Genomic DNA, 15,762 nt, shown 5'->3' with positions numbered 1-15,762 from the left:
CGCGCTCACTTCCGCGCCTCCTCGGGGCCGGTCTCGACGGTGGCGCCTTCCGGCACACCCGCCCGGCGGGCCAGCGCCGGGCCGTTCACGTAGTAGTCCTGCTCGTTCTCGCCGAGCCGCATCGGGTGCGGCGGCTGCTCCATGCCGGGCAGCAGCGGGGCGAGCAGGTCCTCCTTGGTGAAGATCAGCTTCTGCCGGTCGTCATCGGCCAGCTCGTACTCGTTCGTCATGGTCAGCGAACGGGTCGGGCACGCCTCGATGCACAGGCCGCAGCCGATGCAGCGCAGGTAGTTGATCTGGTAGTCGGCGCCGAACCGCTCACCGGGCGAGTAGCGCTCGTCCTCGGTGTTGTCGCCGCCCTCGACGAAGATCGCGTCCGCCGGGCAGGCCCACGCGCACAGCTCGCAGCCGACGCACTTCTCCAGCCCGTCCGGGTGCCGGTTGAGCTGGTGCCGGCCGTGGAACCGCGGCGCGGTGACCTTCTTGACCTCGGGGTACTCCTCGGTGACGACCTTCTTGAACATCGTCCCGAAGGTGACGCCGAACCCCTTGACGGGATCAAGCATTCCCATCGCCGGCCTCCTTCGCTGATGCGGTTACCGCCGCGGGTTCCGCCGTCCGGTCCTCGGCGGTGGGCAGCTGGGCCACCGGCACCTGCCGGCGCGGCGGCGACTTGGGCACTTGCAGGTCCAGCGGCGGCACCGGGTAGCCGCCGCCGGTGATCGGCACGGCGTTCGGGTCCTTGTGCTCGCGCTTGTCCGGCAGCAGGAACGCGATCAGCAGGACCACCGCCAGGACCGCGCCGAACACGGTCAGCAGCAGGCTGGTGCTCACGTTGTCCGCCTGGCGCTCCTGGTTGAAGTACCGGGTGAACGCCACCGCGACGAACCAGAACAGCGCGAGCGGGACCAGGAACTTCCAGCCCAGCCGCATGAACTGGTCGTAGCGCAGGCGGGGCAGCGTGCCGCGCAGCCAGATGAACAGGAACAGGAAGCCCAGGGTCTTGACGACGAACCAGAGCAGGCCCCACCAGCCGCTGTTGAGGAAGTGGTCCACGCCGACGAACGGCAACTGCCAGCCGCCCAGGAACAGCGTGGTGGCCAGCGCCGACACGGTCACCATGTTCACGTACTCGGCGAGGAAGAACAGCGCGAACTTCAGCGAGCTGTACTCCGTGTGGAAGCCGCCGACCAGCTCCGACTCGGCCTCGGGGAGGTCGAACGGGGCGCGGTTGGTCTCGCCGACCATGGAGATCACGTAGATCACGAAGCTGACCGGCAGCAGGATCGCGTTCCAGGCGGGCAGCGCGCCCCACGCGATGGTGCCGGACTGGGTGCTCACGATGTCCGCGGTGGACAGCGAGTGCGAGCTCATCACGACGGCGACGATGGACAGGCCCATCGCGATCTCGTAGGAGATGACCTGCGCGGCCGACCGCAGCGCGCCCAGCAGCGGGTACGGCGAGCCCGACGCCCAGCCGGACAGCACGATGCCGTAGACGCCGAGCGAGGAGCAGGCGAGCACGACCAGCACGCCGACCGGCAGGTCGACCAGCTGGAGCGCGGTCTCCTGCCCGAAGATGGTGACCTTGCCGCCGAGCGGGATCACCGAGAACGCGACGAACGCCGGGATGCAGGAGATCACCGGGGCCAGGAAGAACACCCACTTGTCGGCCAGGACCGGGCGGATGTCCTCCTTGAACGCCAGCTTCAGGCCGTCGGCCAGGGACTGGAGCCAGCCGTTGGGGCCGACCCGGTTGGGGCCGGGCCGCTGCTGCATCCGGGCGACGACCTTGCGCTCCCAGTTGATCATGAACAGGGTCATCACCACGAGGAACGCGAAGATCCCCACGACCTTGACCAGGATCAGCCAGACGGGGTCGTCGGCGAGGAGTTGTGCCGTGCTCATGCCTTGCCTCCGGGCGAGGTGATTTCCTCCGCCGGGCCCGCGGCGGGCGCGGCGGAAACGGCCACCACGGAACCGTGGCCGGCGACCAGGTTGCGCCGCACGGTGACCGCGCCCGAGTTGCCGGGCAGCCACACGACGCCGTCGGGCAGGTCGGCCGCCTCGACGGGCAGCGAGACCTCGCCGCGGTCGGTCGACACGGTGATCAGGTCGCCCGGCCGCACGCCCAGGTGGTCGGCGGTGGCGGCGGACACCTTGGCCACCACGGGCCGCGCGGTGCCCGCCAGGTGCGGCTCTTCGTCCTGCAGCGAGCCGTTGTCCAGCAGCCGCCGCCAGGTCGCCAGCACCGCTTGACCAGCCTTGGGCTGGGGCAGCAGCGGCGCGGGGACGGTGGGCGCGGTCGCGGCGAGCGTGCCGCGACCCAGGCGCTCGAAGTCCGCGCCTGCCGCGGCCGGGGTCTGGGTGAACAGGTCGGCGTCCATCTCGACGGCCAGCGTGTCCAGCACCCGCCCGTCGGGCAGCGTGCCGGTGCCCTCCAGCGTGGTGCCGAACGGGCGGCGGCGGCCCTCCCAGTTGAGGTAGCTGCCCGCCTTCTCCACCGCCGGGGCGACCGGGAGCACCACGTCGGCGTGCGCGGTGACCGCGCTGTGCCGCAGCTCCAGGCTCACCACGAAGCCCACGAAGTCCAGCGCGCGCTCGGCCAGCGCCGGGTCCGGCAGGTCGAACGGGTCGACGCCGCCGACCACCAGCGCGTCCAGCCCGCCGCTCGCCGCGGCGGTGAGGATGCCGTTGGTGTCCCGGCCTGGCTGGGCGGGCAGCGCGCCCGCGTCCAGCCCCCACGCCTGCTCGACCCGTGCCCGGGCGTCGGCGTCGGAGACCAGCCGCCCGCCGGGCAGCAGCGTCGGCAGCAGACCGGCTTCCAGCGCGCCGCGCTCACCGGCCCGGCGCGGGATCCAGGCGACCTTCGCGCCGGTCCGCGCGGACAGCGCGGCGACCGCCGAGAACAGGCCCGGCACCTCGGCGGCGCGTTCGCCGACCAGGATCACCGAGCCCGGCTTGGCCAGCTCGTCCACCACGTCGGCGGCGTGCCCGGGCAGCGCGTTCAGCGCGGCGGGCTCGCCGCCGGGCACGCAGGCCAGCAGCGTGCCGTGGGTCTTCTCCACCGCGGGCGAGGTGAACTGGCCCAGGTGGAACACCTTGGTCTTCTTCGCGCGGGCCGCCTTGCGCAGCCGCAGGAAGACGATCGGCGCCTCCTCCTCGGGCTCGAACGCCACCAGCAGCGCGGCGGGCGCGGCCTCGATGCCCTTGAACGTCACGCCGTCCTCCGGCGTGGTCCCCAGCACCGACGAGGTGAGGAACTCCAGCTCCTCCGCCGAGTGCGGCCGGGCGCGGAAGTCGACGTCGTTGGTGCGCAGCGCGATCCGGGCGAACTTCGAGTAGGCGTAGGCGTCCTCCACGGTCAGCCGGCCGCCGGCGAGCACGCCGACGCCCCGGCCGTCGCGGGCCTTCGCCAGACCGGTCGCCGCGACCTGCAGCGCCTCGGTCCACGACGACTCGCGCAGCTCGCCGGACTCCGGGTCGCGCACCAGCGGCCGGGTGATCCGGTCGTCGGCGGTGGCGTAGCGGAACGCGAAGCGGCCCTTGTCGCAGATCCACTCCTCGTTGACCTCGGGGTCGTCGCCGGCCAGCTTGCGCTGCACCTTGCCGCGCCGCCAGTCGGTGCGCTCCGCGCAGCCCGACGAGCAGTGCTCGCACACGCTCGGCGTGGACACCAGGTCGAACGGCCGCGCCCGGAACCGGTACGCGGCGGACGTCAGCGCGCCCACCGGGCAGATCTGGATGGTGTTGCCGGAGAAGTAGGACTGGAACGGCTTGTCCTGCGCGACACCGATCTGCTGCTGCGAGCCGCGCTCCAGCAGCTCGATGAACGGGTCGCCCGCGATCTGCGCCGAGAACCGGGTGCAGCGCTGGCACAGCACGCACCGCTCGCGGTCCAGCAGCACCTGCGTGCTGATCGGGATCGGCTTCGGGAACGTCCGCTTGTGCTCGTGGAACCGGGAGTCCGCGCGACCGTGCTTGAGCGCCTGGTTCTGCAACGGGCACTCGCCGCCCTTGTCGCACACCGGGCAGTCCAGCGGGTGGTTGATCAGCAGCAGCTCCATCACGCCCTGCTGCGCCTTGTCCGCCACCGGCGAGGTCAGCTGGGTCTTGACCACCATGCCGTCGGCGACCGTCATGGTGCAGGAGGCCTGCGGCTTCGGCATCGGCCGGCCGCCCATCTCCACCTCCACCAGGCACTGCCGGCAGGCGCCAGCGGGCTCCAGCAGCGGGTGGTCGCAGAAGCGCGGCACGATGATGCCGAGCCGTTCGGCGGTGCGGATCAGCAGCTCGCCCTTGGGCGCGACGACCTCCAGGCCGTCGATGACCAGTTTCACGTGGCCCTCGGGCACCGCGACGGTGCCCGGCTGCTGCGGCGTGCTCTTGTCAGGCGCGATCGTCATGCGCTTGCTCCCGCCAGGGCTGCGGCTTCTTTGTTGTTGCGTGCGTTCTGGTCGCACAGGGCCAGGAACTCGTCCCGGAAGTACTTGATGCCGCTGGTGATCGGGCTGACCGCGCCGTCGCCGAGCGCGCAGAACGAGCGGCCCAGGATGTTGTCGCAGATGTCCAGCAGCGTCTCGATGTCATCGGCGGTGCCCTCGTTGCGGTTCATCCGCTGGAGGATCTGCACCAGCCAGTAGGTGCCCTCGCGGCACGGCGTGCACTTGCCGCACGACTCGTGCTTGTAGAACTCGGTCCACTTCATGACCGCCCACGGCACGGACACCGTCTCGTTGAAGATCTGCAGCGCGGTGGTGCCCAGCATCGACCCGGCCTCCGCCGCGCCCTCGAAGTCCAGCGGGACGTCGAGGTGCTCGGCGGTGAACAGCGGGGTGGACGAGCCGCCCGGCGTCCAGAACTTCAGCGGGATGCCGTCCTTCATGCCGCCCGCCAGGTCCAGCAGCTGCCGGAGAGTGGTGCCCATCGGGGCCTCGTACTGGCCGGGCTTCTCGACGTGGCCGGACAGCGAGTAGATCTTCGGGCCGGGCGACCGCTCGCGGCCCATGGTGCGGAACCAGTCCGCGCCGCCGTTGACGATGTAGGGAACCGAAGCGATGGTCTCCACGTTGTTCACCACGGTGGGCGACGCGTAGAGGCCGGCGGTGGCGGGGAACGGGGGCTTGAGCCGGGGCTGGCCGCGCTTGCCCTCCAGCGAGTCGAGCAGGGCCGTCTCCTCGCCGCAGATGTACGCGCCGGCGCCCGCGTGCACGACCACGTCCAGGTCGAAGCCCGAGCCGAGGATGTCCTTGCCCAGGTAGCCCGCCGCGTACGCCTCCTGCACGGCCGCGTTCAGCCGCCGGATGCAGTGCAGCACCTCGCCGCGCACGTAGATCGCGGCGAAGTTCGCCCGGATCGCGTACGAGGTGATGATGATGCCCTCGATCAGCGAGTGCGGGTCCGCCATCATCAGCGGGATGTCCTTGCAGGTGCCCGGCTCGCCCTCGTCGGCGTTGATGACGAGGTAGTGCGGCTTGCCGTCGCCCTGCGGGATGAAGCCCCACTTCATGCCGGTCGGGAAGCCCGCGCCGCCCCGGCCGCGCAGCCCGGAGTCCTTGCACTGCTGGATCAGCTGGTCGGGGTGGGCGGTCAGCGCCTTGCGCAGCGCGGTGTAGCCCTCCAGCCGCTCGTAGGTCTTCAGCGTCCACGAGCGCGGCGACAGCCAGCGCTTGGTGAGGACGGGCGTCAGTTGGTCGACCATGGTCAGCCTCCCCCTACTTCTTTTCCGGCAGGGCAGGGAACTCCGCGTTGTCCGGCATCGCCGGCGCGGTCCAGCCGCGGTCCGCCGCGACGGCCGCGCCGCGCACCGTCTCCGGCGCCGCCGACGGGCCGTCCAGGTCCGCCTCCCGGCCCTCGAAGAAGCCCGCCAGCTGGAGCTCTGCCTGCCGGAAGTCGGTCAGCGGCGCACCCCGCGTCGGGTGCGGCTTCTCCCCGGCCTGCAACGACTTCACCAGCTCCAGCGCCGTGTCCGGGGTCTGGTTGTCGTAGAACTCGTAGTTCACCTGGAGCACCGGCCCCAGGTCGCAGGCGGCCAGGCACTCGGCGTGCTCCAGCGTGATCGAGCCCGGCGCGCCTGGCTGGCCCGAGGTCTGCTCGTGGCCCAGCGGCTTGCCGTCGGTGCCCAGGTGCTCGCGCAGCTTCGCGTAGATGGCGTCACCGCCGAGCGCGGCGCACAGCGTGTTGGTGCAGACGCTGACCAGGTGCTCGCCGCACGGGCGGCGCTTGTACATGGTGTAGAAGGTCGCGACCGCGCTGACCTCGGCCAGGGACAGGTCCAGCTGGCCCGCGCAGAACGCGATGCCCTGCTGGCTGACGTACCCCTCCACCGACTGCACCAGGTGCAGCATGGGCAGCAGCGCCGACCGGGACTGCGGGTAGCGGGCGATGATCGCCCGCGCCCGGTCCACCGTGTCCTGGCCGAACACGCCGGTGTCCGCCGGCGTCTCCTCGGCCAGCTGCCGCGTCGACGCCGGGTCCAGCGGCGACGCCGCGATGACGTCTTCGGGAGTGCTCATCGGTCACAACCACCCATCACCGGGTCGATAGAGGCCACCGACGCGATGACGTCGGCGACCATGCCGCCCTCGCACATCGCGGGCATCGACTGGAGGTTCACGAAGCTGGGTTCGCGCACGTGCACGCGCATCGGCCGGGTGCCGCCGTCGGACACCACGTGGTAGCCCAACTCGCCGCGCGGCGACTCGATCGGCACGTACACCTGGCCGGCCGGCACCTGGAAGCCCTCGGTCACCAGCTTGAAGTGGTGAATCAGGGACTCCATGGACTGGCCCATGATCTTGCGGACGTGCTCCAGCGAGTTGCCCATGCCGTCCGCGCCGATGGTCAGCTGCGCGGGCCACGCGATCTTGGCGTCCTCCACCATGACCGGGCCCGGCTCCAGCCGGTCCACCGCCTGCCGGACGATCTTGAGCGACTCGTGGATCTCCGCCACCCGCAGGCGGTAGCGGGCGAACGAGTCGGCCTCGTTGGAGGTCGGCACGTCGAACGCGTAGTCCTGGTAGCCCGAGTAGGGCTCGATCTTGCGCAGGTCCCACGGCAGGCCGGCGGACCGCAGGATCGGGCCGGTGATGCCCAGCGCCAGGCACGCGTCCACCGGCAGGTACCCGACGCCCTGCAACCGGTTGCGCCAGATCGGCTGGCCGGTGAGCAGCTTGTCGTAGTCCGGCAGCCGGGAGTCCATCACCTTGATGAAGTCCCGGATGCGCTGCGGCGCGTCGACCGGGAGGTCCTGCGCCAGGCCGCCGGGGCGGATGAAGGCGTGGTTCATCCGCAGGCCGGTCAGGAACTCCAGCAGGTGCAGGACTTCCTCGCGCTCGCGGAAGCCCGCCGTCATGCCGGTCAGCGCGCCCAGCTCCATGCCGCCGGTGGCCAGCGCCACCAGGTGCGAGCTGATCCGGTTGAGCTCCATGAGCAGCACCCGGACGGTCTGCGCGCGCTCCGGGACGGTGACGCCGAGCAGCTTCTCCACGGCCAGGCAGTACGCGGCCTCGTTGTGCAGCGGGGCCAGGTAGTCCATCCGCGTCACGAACGTGACGCCCTGGGTCCAGTTGCGGTACTCGACGTTCTTCTCGATGCCGGTGTGCAGGTAGCCGATGACGCTGCGGGCCTGGGTGACGGTCTCGCCCTCCAGCTCCAGCACCAGGCGCAGCACGCCGTGCGTGGACGGGTGCTGCGGCCCCAGGTTCATGACGATGCGCTCGTCGCCCGCCGCCTCGGCCAGCACCTCGTCCCAGTCGCCGCCGGTCACCGTGTAGACGGTGCCCTCGGTGGTCTGCCGGGACGAGGCGGCGTACGGATCGGCCTGCTGACCGTGCTGACCGTGCTGTTCGGCCTGCTGACCGCCGCGCTGGTCGGCGTCGGCCTGCTGGTCGGCCTGCCGGTTGGCGCCGTACGAGTCGCTGTCGCGGCCGGCGTCACTGGTGTCGGTGCCGGTGGTCACGTCGGAGAGCCTGCTCGACCCCGCGAGCAGGTCTTCGGGATGCCGTTCGGTCATGAGTAGGACCGCCTCTGGTCTGGCGGGGGGATCTCCGCGCCCTTGTACTCCACCGGGATGCCGCCGAGCGGGTAGTCCTTGCGCTGCGGGTGGCCGTCCCAGTCGTCCGGCATGAGGATCCGGGTCAGGCCGGGGTGTCCGTCGTAGACGATCCCGAACATGTCCCAGGCCTCGCGCTCCTGCCAGTCCGCGGTCGGGTAGACCGCGACCACGCTGGGGATGTGCGGGTCGGCCACGTCGACCGCCACCTCCAGCCGGATGCGCCTGCGGTAGGTCATCGACGTCAGGTGGTAGACCGAGTGCAGCCGCTGCGGCGCGTCCACCCCGTAGTCCACCCCGGACACCGAGCTGCACAGCTCGAAGCGCAGCGCCGGGTCGTCGCGCAGGATCCGGGCCACCTCCACCAGGTTCTCCCGGCGCAGGAAGAACGTGATCTCGCCGCGGTCCACGGTGATCTGCTGCACCGTGTCGGCGGGCAGGCCCTTCTCGTGCATCGCGGCCAGCAGCTCGTCGGCGACCTCGTCGAACCAGCCGCCGTACGGGCGCTCGCTGGGCGCGGCCACGTGGGCGGGCAGCCGCAGGCCGCCGAACCCGGAGGTGTCGCCGGAGCCGGAGATGCCGAACATGCCCCGCCGGGCCTTGCCCGCGACGACCCCGCCGCGCTCCTCGTACTCCTCGCGCTCGGCTTCGCTCATGCTCGCCGAGCTGAGCGCCTCGGACGTGGCGTCCGTGCCGGGGTTGTCCGCGCCGGGGGTCTTCTCGACCTCGCGCTTGTCGTCAGCCATGCCGCTCACTTCTTCGCAAACCGCTGGGAGGACGGGATCAGGTCGGTGGTGCGGCCGGACTCGGCCAGCAGCGCTGCCCGGTTCGCACCCAGCGGCTCGTCCATGATCTTGGCGTGGATCTTGAGGATCGCGTCGATCAGCATCTCCGGCCGCGGCGGGCAGCCCGGCAGGTACATGTCGACCGGCACGACGTGGTCCACGCCCTGCACCACCGCGTAGTTGTTGAACATGCCGCCGCTGGAGGCGCACACGCCCATCGCCAGCACCCAGCGCGGTTCGGGCATCTGGTCGTAGATCTGGCGCAGCACCGGGGCCATCTTGTTGGTCACCCGGCCCGCGACGATCATCAGGTCGGCCTGGCGCGGAGACGCGCGGAAGACCTCCATGCCGAACCGCGCGAGGTCGTAGCGCGGACCGCCGGTGGTCATCATCTCGATGGCGCAGCAGGCGAGCCCGAACGTGGCCGGCCAGAGCGAGGACTTGCGGGTCCAGTTGACCAGCTTCTCCACGCTGGCGAGCAGGATGCCGTTCGGGAGCTTCTCTTCGAGACCCACGGGTCTTCCCCCTCAGTTCCAGTCGAGGCCGCCGCGCCGCCACACGTAGGCGTACGCGAAGCCGACCGTCGCGACGAACAGTGCGATCTCCACCAGGCCGAACAGCCCGAGCCGGTCCGCGGAGACCGCGAAGGGGTAGAGGAACACCATTTCGATGTCGAACAGGATGAACAGCATCGCCGTGAGGTAGTAGGCGACCGGCATCCGGCCACCACCCACCACGGGCTGCGGTGACGGCTCGATGCCGCACTCGTAGGCGTCGAGCTTCGCGCGGTTGTAGCGGCGGGGCCCGATGTACGGCGCGGCCGTCACGGAGAACAGCGCGAAGGCCGCGGCGAGGGCGAACATCAATACGAGGGGGAGGTAAGGGTCCAGCACTCTCCGTCGTCCTTTCCTCGCGTGTCGCGGTGGTGGTGCACCGCCGACCGTTGCGCACCCTAAGGGGTGTTCTTGCGTCCCCCGGAAGTTAGGCGTGCCTAACGTTCCGCAGGCCGCTTGTGAAACACTTCACAAGGCATCACAGCCGGTTGTGAACTGATTCACAAGACCTGAGGGCCAGTGTAGAACGTCACACAGAGGCGTGACGGGCACCCCCTGCACAGGTCCTGACCTGGTCTTACACCGTGCGGATCGACAGCTTCGGGGTGCCTGCGTGAACGGGGACACACCCAAAACGAAACAGCGCCGACACGTATGTCGACGCTGCGTCAGATGCCGAGGCCCGATTAGGCCGTTGGGGCGAGTTTCGTGGCCGTGGTGATGATGCGGTCGAACGAGTCGCCGTCCTTCGGGTCGTAGAGGCCGGCGAGCAGCTTCAGGACCAGTTTCATCAGCGTTTTCCGAGGTAGACCGTACTTCGTCGCGGTGCGCATGATGGTCGGGTGGCCGATCAGCCGGCTGAAGACGTTGCCCAGCCGGTAGTAGCTGCCCAGCGCCTGCTCGATGCGCACCGGGTAACCGTGCAGCGCGCGTTCCCGGCTGACACCGGTCCGGGCGAGCGCCTGGACCACGCTCTCCGCCGCGATCCGGGCCGACTCCATGGCGTAGCCGATGCCCTCGCCGTTGAACGGGTTCACCATCCCGCCCGCGTCGCCGACCAGCAGCAGCCCGTCGCGGTAGTGCGGCTTGCGGTTCAGGCCCATGGGCAGCGCGGCGCCGCCGATCTTCCCGGTGGCGTTCTCCTCGCGGAAACCCCACTCCTCGGGCGTGCCGTCGAGCCACGACTTGAGCAGGGCCCGGTAGTCCGTGGTCCCGTAGGCCTTGGAGGTGCTCAGGATGCCGAGGCCCACGTTCACCGTGCCGTCGCCCATGCCGAAGATCCAGCCGTAGCCGGGCAGCAGGACGTCGTTGGCGCGGTCCCACAGCTCCAGGTGGGACTCCAGGTAGTCGTCCTTGGTGCGGGGGCTGGCGTAGTAGCGGCGGACCGCGACGCCCATCGGCTTGGCGTCGTCCTTCTGGATGCCGACGCTGAGCGCGAGCCGGGCGCTGACACCGTCGCAGCCCAGCACGATCGGGGCGCGGTAGGTGACCGGCTGCTTGTCCGGACCGGTCTTGGCGGTGACGCCGACGACCCGGCCGTTCTCGGTGACCGCGCCGGTGACGGTGGTCTGCTCGTAGAGGCGGGCGCCCGCCTGCTGCGCGGTCCGGGCGAGCATCTCGTCGAAGTCCTGCCGGGGCCGGACCACGCCGTAGGGCGGGAACGTCGCCAGGTCCGGCCAGTCCAGTTCGAGCGTGACGCCGCCACCGACGACCCGCAGGCCCCGGTTGTGCAGCCAGCCCGCTTCCTCGCGGGTGTCGATGCCGAGGTCGACGAGCTGCTTCACGCCACGCGGCGTCAGCCCGTCGCCGCACACCTTCTCGCGGGGGAACCTGGACTTCTCCAACAGCAACACGTCAAGGCCCGCGCGTGCCAGGTAGGCCGCCGCGGTCGAGCCCGCCGGGCCCGCACCGACCACGATCACCTCGGCGTCCTCGCCTGCCTTGCGGCGGCTGGGAGTCGTCATCCCCACTCCTTGTGCATGGATTCACAAAGTCGAGCCCGAGTCTACTTGCGGAGTGCTGAGAGCCTCGCGCGTCGGCGTGGTCGCCGCGTGGTCGGGGTCGCGGACCGGGGCTACCGCGTGGTTCGGGGTCGCGGACCGCGGGCTACTGCCGGACCAGGCTCAGCCCCGGCAGCGGCCCGCCGGGGAACTGCTGCAGGCGCCCGCCCTCGGCCAGCGGCCCCAGGTCGACCGCCGCCCAGCCCGAGCTCTCGACCAGCTCGGCGACCTTGGCCGTGGCCTCGGGGTGGTCACCGGACAGGAAGATCACCGTACGACCCTCGGCGAGCAGGCGTTCGGGGCTCAGCGTGTTGAACCCCTTGACCAGCCAGGCACCCGGCACCTTCCCGGCGACGATACCGCTCGACGGCCGGCCGTCCAGCTCGGCGAACACGAAACCGGGCAGGATCGGGTTGGTGGCGTCGACGACGACCTTGCCGGTCCAGTCGTGGCCCTCCGTGGCGCTGTCCAGGGCGACCCACGGGACGGCGAGGACGGTGATCTCGCGTCCGACCGCCTCGGCCACCGTGCCCGGCGTGACGTTCTCCAGTCGTGGCAGGGTCTTCGGCCCACGGCTGTTGCTGATCAGCACGTCGTGGCCGGCGCGGGCGAGCTTGGTGGCGACCGCCGCCCCGATGGCGCCCGCGCCGATGATCCCGACCTTCACACCGACTCCCCGGCTCCGGGCTTGGTCGCCCGGTGGAGCGCGACGACGCCGCCGGTCAGGTTGAGCCAGGCGACGTCGTCCCACCCGGCCTTGGCGATGATCTCGCCGAGCGCGCGCTGGTCGGGCCACGTGCGCATGGACTCGGCGAGGTAGTGGTAGGCGTCCGGGTTGGACGAGACGAAGCGCCCGATGAACGGCAGGATCCGGAGCAGGTAACGCAGGTAGACGAACCGGAACGGCCGGAACGTGGGCGTCGAGACCTCGCAGACCACCAGCCGGCCGCCGGGTCGCACGACGCGGGCCATCTCGCGCAGGGCGGCCTCGGTGTCGCTGAAGTTGCGGATCCCGAAGGAGACCGTGACGGCGTCGAACACCCCGTCCGCGAACGGCAGGTGCAGGGCGTCCGCCGCCACCTTCGGCACCGGCCGGTGGGCCCCTCCCAGCAGCATGCCGAGCGAGAAGTCGGCCGCCACGCACCAGGCCCCGGACGAGGCGTACTCGACGGTCGACACAGCGGTCCCGGCGGCCAGGTCGAGCACCCGCTCACCGGCACGGGCGTCCAGCACCCGCCGACTCCACTCCCGCCAGCGCCGGTCGAACCCCAAGGTCATGACCGAGTTCGTCCGGTCGTAGCCCTTGGCCACGCCGTCGAACATCTCGGCAACCTCGCGGGGGTTCTTGTCCAGACCTGCACGCGACATGGGGAAAGAGTAGGTGACTCCCCCGAACCCCGGCATCCCGTCCACCGCTCACCTGCTGTGACCTGCGGTGATGCCGGCCCTTTCTGTACTTGAGAGGGTCGTTTGGTTGTCACCGGGCCGAGCTTTCACCCGATATCGCGAATCGGCCGGGATCCAGGCACTTTTCGGGGCGCGGTTTCGTTGCCGTAAAGAAGAGGAGGCGGCACGGCGGGAGGCACGAGGCACCAGGCAAAGGCGACACCAGGCTCAACGCTGCCCTCATCCAGCCACCCCAGCCCCACCGCCACCGAGCCCAGCCTGGCCGCCGTCAAGCCCAGCCCGAGCGCGTCGAGCCTGAGCCCAGGCGCAGCGTCAGCCAGCCCACCGCGTCGAGCCTGAGCCTGGGTGCACAGCATCAGCCCGAGCCCACAGCGTCGAGCCGCGCTCGCGGCCCGAGAGCCCAGGAGCCCAGGAGCCCAGGAGCCCAGGAGCGACGCTCGCCCGACCAGCGGCAGGGGCGCAAGCCCAAGACCCAAGACGCGCGCAAGGCCGCGAGCATCCCAGCCTCAGGACGCGCACAAGATCGCGAGCATCCCGGCCCCAGGACACGTGCAAGGCCGCGAGCATCCCGGCCCCAGGACACGTGCAAGGCCGCGAGCATCCGGACCTCAAGACACGCACAGGATCGCGAGCATCCCGACCTCAAGACAGGCGCAGGGCCGCGAGCATCCCATCCACCGCCGCCTGCCACGGGTAGTCCTCCGCACGGGCACGAGCAGCCGACCGTCGGGCGGGTTCGGGGTCGTCCAGCAGGGCGTTGACCGCGCCCGCGAAAGCCGGTGCGTGGTCCGCGACGGCCGCCCCGCACCCGGGCCGGACGATCTCGCGCAGCGCCGACGACGCGGACACCACGACCGGGGTGCCGGAGGCCAGGGCTTCGAGGGCGGCCAGCCCGAAGGTCTCGTGGGGGCCGGGGGCCAGTGAGACGTCGGAGGTCGCCAGGAGGTCGGCGACGTCGGTCCGGCGGCCGACGAAGCCGAGGAACGTCACCGGCAGGCCGGCGGCACGACGTTCGAGGGCCTCGCGGCGCGGCCCGTCGCCGGCGACGACCAGGCGCACCCGGTGCCCGGCGGCGTGGAGTTCGGCGGCTGTGTCGACGCTGCGCTCCACGTGCTTCTCCGCCGACAGCCGGCCGCAGTGGACCAGGAGGGCGTCGGCGCCCTGGGCCAGCTCCGCCTTCAGCGACCGGTCGTGACGAGTGGGCGTGAAGGTCCTGAGGTCCACGCCCAGGGGCACGCGCGCCACGTTGCGGGCGCCTATCCGGTCGAACTCCCGGCGGGCGAAGTCGGTGGTGCACACGACGGTGTCGTAGGACGCCGCCATCCTCGCGTTCGCCAGGTCGGCACCCCGCCTGGCCAGCGCCGGCGGCAGCAGGAACTGCTCCAGCAGGCGATCCAGCCGCTCGTGCGAGATCACCACGCTCGGCACCGCCCGCGCCGACGCCCAGTGCCCCATGCCGCGCAACGTCAGGCGGTCGGAGACCTCCAGGCGGTCGGGGCGCAGGTGTGCCAGCAGGGCGCGGACGCGCCACGGGTCGACGGCCCGGTAGCCGCCGGTGCCCGGGATGCGAGGCGCGGGCAGGGTGATGCGGCGGACGTCGGGGCCGAGGCGTTCGTCGGCGTGGGCCGGGCCGGGCACGACGAGGGTCACGTGGTGGCCTGCCGTCGCGTACCCGGCGCCCAGGTGGTGCAGCGCGGTGCGCAGGCCGCCGGAGCGCGGGCCGTAGAAGTTCGCCAGCTGAACGATCCTCATGCAGCGCGTCGCTCCGGTACGCCCAGGACGGCGGCGTAGTGGCCGAGCAGCTCGTCGCACACCGCCGACCACGTGCGGCCGCGCACCCACCGCCGGGCGGCGTTGCCGAGGCGCTTGCGGCGCAGCGGGTCGCGCAGTTCGAGCACCGCGTCGCGCAGTTCGTCGTCGGTCGTGAACAGGTAGCCGGTGTCGGGTCGCACGAGGTCGCGGGGGCCGCCGGCGTCGGGCGCGACCACGGGCACGCCGCCGGCCATCGCCTCCTGCACGGCCTGGCAGAACGTCTCGTGCGGGCCGGTGTGCACGAACACGTCGAGCGACGCGTAAGCCGCCGCCAGGTCCACCCCTCCCCGGAACCCGAGGAACGCCGCGTCCGGCAGGTCCCGCCGCAGGGACGCCTCCTCCGGCCCCTCGCCGACCACCACCAGGCGGACGCCGGGCACGTCGTGGAGCACCCGCAGCCGGTCGACGCGCTTCTCCGGCGACAGCCGGCCCACGTACCCGACGAGCAGCGAGCCGTCCGGGGCGAGCGAGCGGCGCAGCGCGTCGTCGCGTCGGTGCGGCGCGAAGAGGTCCACGTCCACGCCTCTGCCCCAGCGGTGCACGCGCGGAACGCCGTGTTCGCGCAACGCCTCCACCGCCCAGGTCGACGGGGCGAGCGTGCGGTCGGCCTGGGCGTGCAGCCGGCGGGTCCAGCGCCACGCGGCGCGCGCGGTCAGGCCGAGGCCGTAGTGGCCGGCGAAGCCGGCGACGTCGGTCTGGTAGACGGCGACCGTGGGCAGGCCGAGCCGGCGTGCCGCCGACAGGCCTCTGGCGCCCAGCACGAACGGGCTGGCGAGGTGCACGACGTCGGGTCGGAAGTCGGCGAGGGCGGTGAGCACCCGGCGGGTCGGCACGCCGACGGGCAGGGAGCTGAACCGCGGCAGGTCCACCGCGGGGACGCGCACCACGGGCGTGCCGCGGTGCTGGTCGGCGCCCGCGCCGGGGGCGATGACGAGGGCTTGGTGGCCGTGGGCGCGCAGGTGTTCCAGCACCCGCAGGACGGTGTTGGTCACCCCGTTGACCTGGGGCAGGAAGCTCTCGGTGACGATCGCTACGCGCACGCCGATCACCTTGGGCGGCCGAGGACACGGGGGCGTGACGGATCGGGGAACGAAGGTCGAACTCCTCGCGTCGCGGTTGACGTTGACCCGGAGATCGTCATCGCTTCACCT

The 15,762-nt window shown here is 71.4% G+C and carries 14 protein-coding genes; all 14 read right to left on the bottom strand.

Annotated elements, in window-relative coordinates:
• Nucleotides 1–5: 5 nt before the first annotated feature.
• Nucleotides 6–572, bottom strand: a complete 567-nt coding sequence (gene nuoI / locus FHS29_RS06695; protein WP_184689276.1) for an NADH-quinone oxidoreductase subunit NuoI — start codon at nucleotides 570–572, stop codon at nucleotides 6–8.
• Complete coding sequence (nuoH, locus tag FHS29_RS06690; protein ID WP_184689274.1) at nucleotides 559–1,908, bottom strand: NADH-quinone oxidoreductase subunit NuoH; 1,350 nt, start codon at nucleotides 1,906–1,908, stop codon at nucleotides 559–561. The genes nuoI and nuoH overlap by 14 nt, the downstream gene beginning before the upstream one ends.
• Nucleotides 1,905–4,406, bottom strand: a complete 2,502-nt coding sequence (locus FHS29_RS06685) for an NADH-quinone oxidoreductase subunit G (protein WP_184689272.1) — start codon at nucleotides 4,404–4,406, stop codon at nucleotides 1,905–1,907. The genes nuoH and FHS29_RS06685 overlap by 4 nt, the downstream gene beginning before the upstream one ends.
• On the bottom strand, nucleotides 4,403–5,701 hold the full coding sequence (gene nuoF / locus FHS29_RS06680; protein WP_184689270.1) for an NADH-quinone oxidoreductase subunit NuoF: 1,299 nt from the start codon (nucleotides 5,699–5,701) through the stop codon (nucleotides 4,403–4,405). Before nuoF ends, FHS29_RS06685 begins: the two co-directional genes overlap by 4 nt.
• 13 nt (nucleotides 5,702–5,714) lie before the next feature.
• Nucleotides 5,715–6,515, bottom strand: coding sequence for an NADH-quinone oxidoreductase subunit NuoE (gene nuoE / locus FHS29_RS06675; protein ID WP_246440000.1), 801 nt, complete (start codon nucleotides 6,513–6,515; stop codon nucleotides 5,715–5,717).
• On the bottom strand, nucleotides 6,512–8,014 hold the full coding sequence (locus FHS29_RS06670; protein WP_184689268.1) for an NADH-quinone oxidoreductase subunit D: 1,503 nt from the start codon (nucleotides 8,012–8,014) through the stop codon (nucleotides 6,512–6,514). Before FHS29_RS06670 ends, nuoE begins: the two co-directional genes overlap by 4 nt.
• On the bottom strand, nucleotides 8,011–8,709 hold the full coding sequence (locus FHS29_RS06665; protein WP_246440070.1) for an NADH-quinone oxidoreductase subunit C: 699 nt from the start codon (nucleotides 8,707–8,709) through the stop codon (nucleotides 8,011–8,013). Before FHS29_RS06665 ends, FHS29_RS06670 begins: the two co-directional genes overlap by 4 nt.
• Before the next feature lie 95 nt (nucleotides 8,710–8,804).
• Complete coding sequence (locus tag FHS29_RS06660; RefSeq protein ID WP_184689265.1) at nucleotides 8,805–9,353, bottom strand: NuoB/complex I 20 kDa subunit family protein; 549 nt, start codon at nucleotides 9,351–9,353, stop codon at nucleotides 8,805–8,807.
• A 12-nt stretch (nucleotides 9,354–9,365) separates the two neighbouring features.
• Nucleotides 9,366–9,731, bottom strand: a complete 366-nt coding sequence (locus tag FHS29_RS06655) for an NADH-quinone oxidoreductase subunit A (RefSeq protein ID WP_033428518.1) — start codon at nucleotides 9,729–9,731, stop codon at nucleotides 9,366–9,368.
• A gap of 347 nt (nucleotides 9,732–10,078) precedes the next feature.
• The gene (locus FHS29_RS06650) at nucleotides 10,079–11,356 is read right to left on the bottom strand and encodes a geranylgeranyl reductase family protein (RefSeq protein WP_184689263.1); all 1,278 of its coding nucleotides are present in this window, start codon (nucleotides 11,354–11,356) and stop codon (nucleotides 10,079–10,081) included.
• Nucleotides 11,357–11,498: 142 nt separating this feature from the next.
• Nucleotides 11,499–12,059 carry an NADPH-dependent F420 reductase gene (locus FHS29_RS06645; protein WP_184689261.1) on the bottom strand — a complete coding sequence of 187 codons (561 nt, stop codon included), beginning with the start codon at nucleotides 12,057–12,059 and terminating at the stop codon, nucleotides 11,499–11,501.
• A complete protein-coding gene (locus FHS29_RS06640; RefSeq protein WP_184689260.1) occupies nucleotides 12,056–12,760 on the bottom strand; it encodes a demethylmenaquinone methyltransferase in 705 nt (234 codons plus the stop codon). The genes FHS29_RS06645 and FHS29_RS06640 overlap by 4 nt, the downstream gene beginning before the upstream one ends.
• A 681-nt stretch (nucleotides 12,761–13,441) precedes the next feature.
• Nucleotides 13,442–14,551 carry a glycosyltransferase gene (locus FHS29_RS06635; RefSeq protein WP_184689258.1) on the bottom strand — a complete coding sequence of 370 codons (1,110 nt, stop codon included), beginning with the start codon at nucleotides 14,549–14,551 and terminating at the stop codon, nucleotides 13,442–13,444.
• Nucleotides 14,548–15,651: a glycosyltransferase family 4 protein gene (locus FHS29_RS06630; protein WP_312864792.1), complete on the bottom strand. Its 1,104-nt coding sequence runs from the start codon at nucleotides 15,649–15,651 to the stop codon at nucleotides 14,548–14,550. The genes FHS29_RS06635 and FHS29_RS06630 overlap by 4 nt, the downstream gene beginning before the upstream one ends.
• Nucleotides 15,652–15,762: the final 111 nt, after the last annotated feature.

Origin of the sequence: Saccharothrix tamanrassetensis, assembly GCF_014203665.1 — a bacterium.
Lineage (GTDB): Bacteria > Actinomycetota > Actinomycetes > Mycobacteriales > Pseudonocardiaceae > Actinosynnema > Actinosynnema tamanrassetense.
This window is presented reverse-complemented; position numbering and strand designations above follow the sequence as displayed.